At 48.3% G+C, this 6,433-nt stretch carries 4 protein-coding genes, 1 tRNA gene and 2 pseudogenes; 1 reads left to right on the forward strand and 6 read right to left on the reverse strand.

Annotated elements, in window-relative coordinates; translation table 11 throughout:
* Nucleotides 1–523: 523 nt before the first annotated feature.
* The 6 genes and pseudogenes from ABNT34_RS00070 to ABNT34_RS00095 all read right to left on the reverse strand — a co-directional run.
* Nucleotides 524–616: pseudogene (locus tag ABNT34_RS00070) on the reverse strand (DUF4113 domain-containing protein); the annotation flags it as partial.
* A gap of 31 nt (nucleotides 617–647) precedes the next feature.
* Complete coding sequence (locus ABNT34_RS00075) at nucleotides 648–1,577, reverse strand: hypothetical protein (RefSeq protein WP_348727640.1); 930 nt, start codon at nucleotides 1,575–1,577, stop codon at nucleotides 648–650.
* A 37-nt stretch (nucleotides 1,578–1,614) separates the two neighbouring features.
* Nucleotides 1,615–1,691: transfer RNA gene (locus tag ABNT34_RS00080), tRNA-Pro, on the reverse strand.
* A 267-nt stretch (nucleotides 1,692–1,958) separates the two neighbouring features.
* Entirely contained in the window at nucleotides 1,959–2,156 is a 198-nt protein-coding gene (locus ABNT34_RS00085; RefSeq protein ID WP_348727642.1) for a ribbon-helix-helix protein, CopG family, read from the reverse strand.
* A 7-nt stretch (nucleotides 2,157–2,163) separates the two neighbouring features.
* Nucleotides 2,164–3,000 carry a fused MFS/spermidine synthase gene (locus ABNT34_RS00090; RefSeq protein WP_348727644.1) on the reverse strand — a complete coding sequence of 279 codons (837 nt, stop codon included), beginning with the start codon at nucleotides 2,998–3,000 and terminating at the stop codon, nucleotides 2,164–2,166.
* The gene (locus tag ABNT34_RS00095; protein ID WP_348727646.1) at nucleotides 2,972–4,597 is read right to left on the reverse strand and encodes a SulP family inorganic anion transporter; all 1,626 of its coding nucleotides are present in this window, start codon (nucleotides 4,595–4,597) and stop codon (nucleotides 2,972–2,974) included. Before ABNT34_RS00095 ends, ABNT34_RS00090 begins: the two co-directional genes overlap by 29 nt.
* Before the next feature lie 276 nt (nucleotides 4,598–4,873).
* Here ABNT34_RS00095 and ABNT34_RS00100 point away from each other — a divergent pair.
* Nucleotides 4,874–6,035, forward strand: a pseudogene (locus ABNT34_RS00100) (IS3 family transposase).
* Nucleotides 6,036–6,433: the final 398 nt, after the last annotated feature.

A 6,433-nucleotide genomic window follows, 5' to 3' on the forward strand; every position in this document is an offset into this window, starting at 1 on the left:
TCTTCCTGATACTCGCCCTGACGGGCCGGCTGCGCCGTTCCGGTTTGCTCCAGGCAAACCGCTGTCGAACAACAGGTTCTCATCCGACAGGGTGCTATATGTCGATTCACTCAGAATTGATGCTTCGGACTTACTGTATGTGCGTCTAATCTTGATTTATTTGGTTGAGTCGCATTTTGCAGATTATGCAAATGTGCACCCAAGGTGCCCGGTATATCAGACTAGCCGGATCAACCGGCAAGATTGCTTGGCACATGGTTGGAACAGGTTGCATGCCAAACCCGGCAGAAGTAGAGCTACCAACTCCATACAGGAGGCTTGATTTGGAGGAATTACTCTCATCTGAGTTGCAGTAACAATTCTACATGTAGAAGACATCGGGTGAGAGTGCTAAACATTCTCGCCTTTTGCTTTGGGCCAAATGCTGACATTTCAGTTTTTCACAACGAACGTCCGCTTTGGAATGCAAAGCGGTCATTTATTTTTTCCAAAAATCAGGCATTTTTAGATCTGCATTTCGCTCTTAGTTCACTTTCGGGATCTCTCCCCATTTCGTGGTATACGCCGGAGATAACAACTGGCGTTTCATTGCCCAGTCTTGCTGCAAGCCTTTTGCGGCGAAGAAAACCGGCTAGATAACAAAACCTTCAGCGCCGCGCTGCAGCCAGTTCATCGAGTTTTTTCGCAAAGCGTAGTAACGATAACTTTAACTGGTGGAGTTTCGTTATCGTAAAGGGGGCTGAGTGCGCTTTGACTACCGGCTCAAAGCCAAATCGGCGACGATAATGGCTGCTGTAAATTCTGCCAAAGCTGCCGGCAAAAGTGCTGGTGTTCAGCTGCAGACCATCCCGAAACAGATAAACAAAGGTCGGCCAGTGATACCAGGGTTGTACCAGCAGCCGTTGTCGCAACAAATTTAAAACGGTGGCGTCAGGCTTACCGGATAAATAAATACGCGCGGCATCGTTATTCGTTAACAACAACATTTTCACTAACCGGTCTGCTGTACTGACGGAAGTTGCCGCCTGCTGCAAGGCGAACTCGACGCAATAAAGTTCAAAATTGCGGATCGCCTCAAAATAAATCACTTCCAGTAAAGGCGCAGAGCACGACTCTGAAACTGTGTTGATCATCTGATATAACTCAGATAAGCGGCCAGTGAAAGGCCTGAGGGGTTCGACAATATGGCATTGCCCAAAAGAACTTTCCAGCACGGCGCCTGTACGCAAGATCCACAGTTTGTCGCCGCTCGATTCCAGCGCTTCGACCGCCGACATAATGACATCCTCAGTCACCACCAGATGAAATTTGGATAGCAACTCATATTCAGCAGAGAATGGTCCGCCGTTGAAAAATGTATATTGTCGTCTTTTCGCATCATAAGGCAGCCGGTTTTTCGGACTACAGAAGCGGTGCAAAAACCAGGTTTCCAGCGCTTTTTGTTGCAGCTCTGCAACTACCGAGCTGAGCCATTCACTTGAAGGTGTAAATGGATACAGCTCAACCGTTTTATTGTCAAAAGCGTCAGCAGGTAACTGTTTAAGCCAAAGCGCGTTAGCAAAGGAACTGAGTGTCATCAGGCCTCCTGTGCAAAGAAGGGGGGAAATAAAAAAATGGTCGGTGATGCAAGATTCGAACTTGCGACCCCTTGGACCCAAACCAAGTGCGCTACCAAGCTGCGCTAATCACCGACAATCGATTGGGAGAAAATCAAAATTTTAACTAAGGTATCATCAAGGCCAAAGATGATAATCACATTATAATGCCATTACACTAAAATTACCATCACGATATCCTGTTTTTCGTCGTGCACTGCGATGTGAAGCGACGAACCGGCTGCAAAGCCGGGTCAGTGTTTACCTGATTAATCAATTTTTTATGACTGGATTGTGGCTGTTAAAGCGGCTAGCCAGCAACACTGGCATCTAGCGTACTGAAAGCGGTTCAGATACAGCGGACTAAGAAGAAGGCTCTTCCTGAGCATTCCGTTTGGCAATCCTGCTTTTGTAATCAACGCCATGGGTAGTCAGATAGTCCCGGATTAACTGGCGCAGGACTTGTGACGGCGTGATGTCTTGTTGCATGCATAACTCTTCAAAAGCGGCTTTTTTATCCGGGTCGATTAAAATGGTCAGCCTGGCTGTTTTCTTTTCCATACGATAATTACTTCTTGTTAGTTTTTGTCGGGGGATGAAGCCTCAGCAGCTTTCGTCCAAGAGTATCCATTTTACATTGAAGACGAGCTTCAAGCGCGGTTAAACGTTGATAGAAACTTTCCATGCCACCGGACTGTTGTAATGAGCCTGCCAGGATCACTGCATTGCCGTTGGGAATGGCACATAACAACACATCATCAAAATAGTGATACAACATTTGCAGTAATTTATCGTCAATTTCGGCATGTTGCTCATAATTGATCGCGAGCCAGCCGTGGTCACGCAATTGCCGTTTGCAATTGCTAAAGAATAAACGTTGCGACTGAAAAGGGTCCATATGTAATGCCCAGAATAAGTCAGCAAAAATGACATCGAACTGGCCGTCAGATTGGGTCAGATATTGCTTAGCGTCCGCCTGGATAATCTGGATCTGTGGGCTTGAGGGCATTGAGAAATATTGAAATGCCAGTTCGATCACCGCCGGGCGGATTTCAACCACCGTCATTTGGATGTCGGCATTGAAGTGGTGCAGGCTTCTGACCAGACTACCGCCACCTAAGCCCAGCATCAAGACATCCTGACAAGGCGAAAAAGCGGCCCCCAGCAGCATGGCTTTGATGTAATCAAAAACCGGTTTTTGTGGCTCTGAAAGGCGCATCTTGCTTTGCTCATAAAATTCGTCGAATTTGAGTGCTCTGAAATCATCATACTCGACAATAAAAATGTCTCCCCACTCATCACTTAAAGCCACGACATATTCATTTGCCGCCTGATGGAGCATCGAAGCCAGCAGATGATTAATCTGCGCTAATTTTTCATCGGTCGAGATAGAGCTTTGAGGCATGCAGAAATCCTTGTAAACCGGCGGATGTGCCGGTCAATTTGTTCAGGGCGGTGGCAGCGCTGATTGCATCAGTAAAAGTAGTAAACAGAGTGGCTATTTCATCGAATTGCGCTTTTTTGAGCTTTTGCGTAACACGTTGATTGGCATCACAAATGAATACATCGACCTGCTGTTTATGTAAGGCCCCGATGGTTTTACGCAAACTTTCGAGTCCTGAAGCGTCGATAAAAGGCATGGCATCTACACGTAAGATCATCACGCGTGAATCATGATGGATAGTCGCCAGCGCGTTTTCGACATTGGAGATCGCGGCAAAGAAAAAAGGCCCGTCGATGCTGAAAACACTAACGCCCTCCGGTAGAGGTGCATTTTGCATCGAGGTGTTGTCATGCGGGACTACTTCAACACTCTCGCTCATGCGTTTCATAAAAAACAACACGGCCAGCAAAATACCGACATTTACTGCGATCACTAAATCGGCAAAAACGGTTAACGCAAAGGTAACCAATAAAATAGCTACGTCCGATTTAGGCGCTGTTTTAACCAGTCTCAGCACATGATGAACTTCGGACATATTCCAGGCGACGATAAACAGCACCGCCGCAAGCACTGACAGAGGAATAAACGCAGCCAGCGGTGCTAATAGCAACAGGACCAGCACTAACACCAGCGCATGTACGACGGCGGCAATCGGGCTTTGCGCCCCCATTCGAATGTTGGTGGCGGTTCTTGCCAGCGCGCCGGTCGATGCAAAACCACCAAAAAATGGCGCGACAATATTGGCCAGCCCCTGCCCAATCAATTCCTGATTCGGCCTGTGCCTGTATCCTGTCATGCCATCGGCAACCAACGCCGATAATAAAGATTCAATAGCGCCGAGCATGGCAATCGTCATTGCCGGGCCAATCAGTTGCAATATGTGCGTCATATCAATGGCGATCCATTGAAATTCCGGCAGTCCCTGCGGGATGCCGCCATAGGCAGAACCGATGGTTTTGACCGATTCGAATTGAAACAGCCACTGCAAAGCCGTCAGAGTAATGAGTGCAATTAAAGGGGCGGGGACAGCCCGTAATTGCGAAATTCTGGGCGCAATAATCAGCACCGCCAAAGCCCCAATACCAAACAAGGTAGTCAGCCAATCGAAGCTGGTGATTTGTTGCAGTAAGTGCCAGAACTTCTGGTGAAAGTGCTCGCCTTCAGGCTGAGCAAGGCCAAGAAAAGCCGGCCATTGACTGAAAAAAATCAACACAGCAATGCCTGCAGTGAAGCCGAGGATCACCGGGGTTGGCATATATTGGATCAGGCTCCCCAGGCGACTGAGACCAAGCAACAATAAAATCACCCCGGCCATCACGGTGGCTAGCAACAAACCACTGATGCCATGACTTTGCACAATACCGGCCAGCACCACGATAAAAGCACCGGTAGGGCCAGATATCTGCACACGGGTGCCACCAAACAGGGCAACTAAAATCCCTGCAATAATCGCGGTATAGATGCCTTGTTCAGGTTTTGCGCCAATCGCAATGGCAAATGCCATGGCCAGCGGCAGTGCGACAACCCCCACCACGCAGCCCGCCAAAACGTCTTTCATCCAATGTTCCGACGCTAAAATTCCCGCTTTATAAGATTCGACGAATGCGAACAAGTGAAGGTCTCCGAAATTTATAATTCAATTATAATATCATTATAATTGAATTATAATAAGTCGGTGGGCAGCCTGTTTTTTGTCTATTGGGGGAACGGTCAGCCCAATAGAAAGAACTAATCGCGCCCATGTTGACTGTGTCCCGACACAAGTGGTTACTGAATCGCCACTAATTTCCTAGACACCTTTCAGTTAGATAAACTAACTCAAAGAGAGGTGCTTATGAGCAGCAAACGTTACCCCGAAGAATTCAGAATCGAAGCAGTTAAGCAGGTCGTTGATCGCGGCCATTCAGTTGCTGATGTTGCAAAACGACTTGATATCACCACACACAGCCTCTACGCCTAGATAAAGAAGTACGGCCCCGACAAGCAACAGCATAATGATTTGGCAGATGCTCAGGCCGAGAGTAAACGGCTGCAAAAAGAGCTGAAGCGAGCCACTGAAGAGCGCGACATTCTAAAAAAAGCCGCGTCCGGAAGGCCGGCCCCGTGTTCGCAAAGCTGTCCGACTAAGATACGCCTTTATTAAAGAACACTGCGACAGTTGGCCGGTGCGCTGGCTCTGTAACATGCTGGATGTCCATCCCAGTGGATACTATGCATGGAGTAAGGCTTCGCTTTCGAAACGCGACAAGGCAAACCGCCGGCTGACAGGATTAATCAAACAGTTTTGGCTGGAATCCGGTTGTGTGTATGGCTACCGTAAAATTCATTCTGACTTACGTGATTTCGGCGAGTCCTGTGGCATTAACCGGGTTTACCGGCTGATGCAGCCTGAAGGGCTGAAAGCACAGGTTGGCTATCGCAAACCCAGATACCGTAAGGGTGACAGCCACATCATTACGCCAAACCGATTGCAGCGGCAGTTTAATCCGTTAGTACCTGACGAGGTGTGGGTGACTGATATCACGTACGTCCGCCCGCATGAGGGCTGGCTGTATTTGGCTGTGGTTGTGGATTTGTTCTCCCGCAAGGTCGTTGGCTGGTCGATGCATTCTCAAATTAGCAAAGACATTGTGCTAAACGGCTTGCTGATGGCCGTCTGGCGACGGCAACCGAAAAAACAGGTGATGGTTCACTCCGACCAAGGGAGCCAATACACCAGCCATGATTGGCAGACATTCCTGAAAACTCATGGCCTGCAAGGCAGCATGAGCAGACGAGGAAACTGTCATGATAACGCTGTGGCAGAGAGCTTTTTCCAGCTGCTGAAGCGCGAACGGATAAAACGTAAAGTCTACTCAACACGAGATGAAGCCCGAAGTGATGTGTTTGATTACATTGAAATGTTTTACAACAGTAAGCGGAAACATGGTTCCAATAATCTGCTGTCACCGGTAGAGTATGAAAACCGTTACCAAGAACGGCAGGGAAGTGTCTAGTTTATTAGTGGCGATTCAAACAGTGAAAAGTGATTAGTGCTGCACAGTACACAGAGGCTGATCTCAACCGCTTATATGAAAAACGTGGTGAGCTCTCTAGGCGCTGACGGAAACTAACCTACCAAGAGCTTTTGGTGCAGAGGTCATATTCTGAAGACTTGGGACGAGACAACAAACAAGAATGGTCACGACGTGGTCACCGTTTGGTCACCGGGCACAAAAAAACCACTTGAGTTGCCTCTAAGCGGTTGATTTATATGGCGCACCCGTCAGGATTACTCGGCGCTTCCTGCGCCTCACCCTTCGGGCCGTCTTCGCAAGCGAAGACGTTCAAAAACGCTCCCGGCTTTTTACTCGTATCTTCCTGATACTCGCCCTGACGGGCCGGCTGCGCCGTT

It is taken from the genome of Rheinheimera texasensis (assembly GCF_964031785.1).
Lineage (GTDB): Bacteria > Pseudomonadota > Gammaproteobacteria > Enterobacterales > Alteromonadaceae > Pararheinheimera > Pararheinheimera texasensis_A.

Excerpts from the sequence above, each read along its gene's own strand:
- ABNT34_RS00075 (WP_348727640.1), bottom strand. The coding sequence starts at position 1,577 with ATGACACTCAGTTCCTTTGCTAACGCGCTTTGGCTTAAACAGTTACCT.
- ABNT34_RS00085 (WP_348727642.1), bottom strand. The coding sequence starts at position 2,156 with ATGGAAAAGAAAACAGCCAGGCTGACCATTTTAATCGACCCGGATAAA.
- ABNT34_RS00090 (WP_348727644.1), bottom strand. The coding sequence starts at position 3,000 with ATGCCTCAAAGCTCTATCTCGACCGATGAAAAATTAGCGCAGATTAAT.
- ABNT34_RS00095 (WP_348727646.1), bottom strand. The coding sequence starts at position 4,597 with ATGAAAGACGTTTTGGCGGGCTGCGTGGTGGGGGTTGTCGCACTGCCG.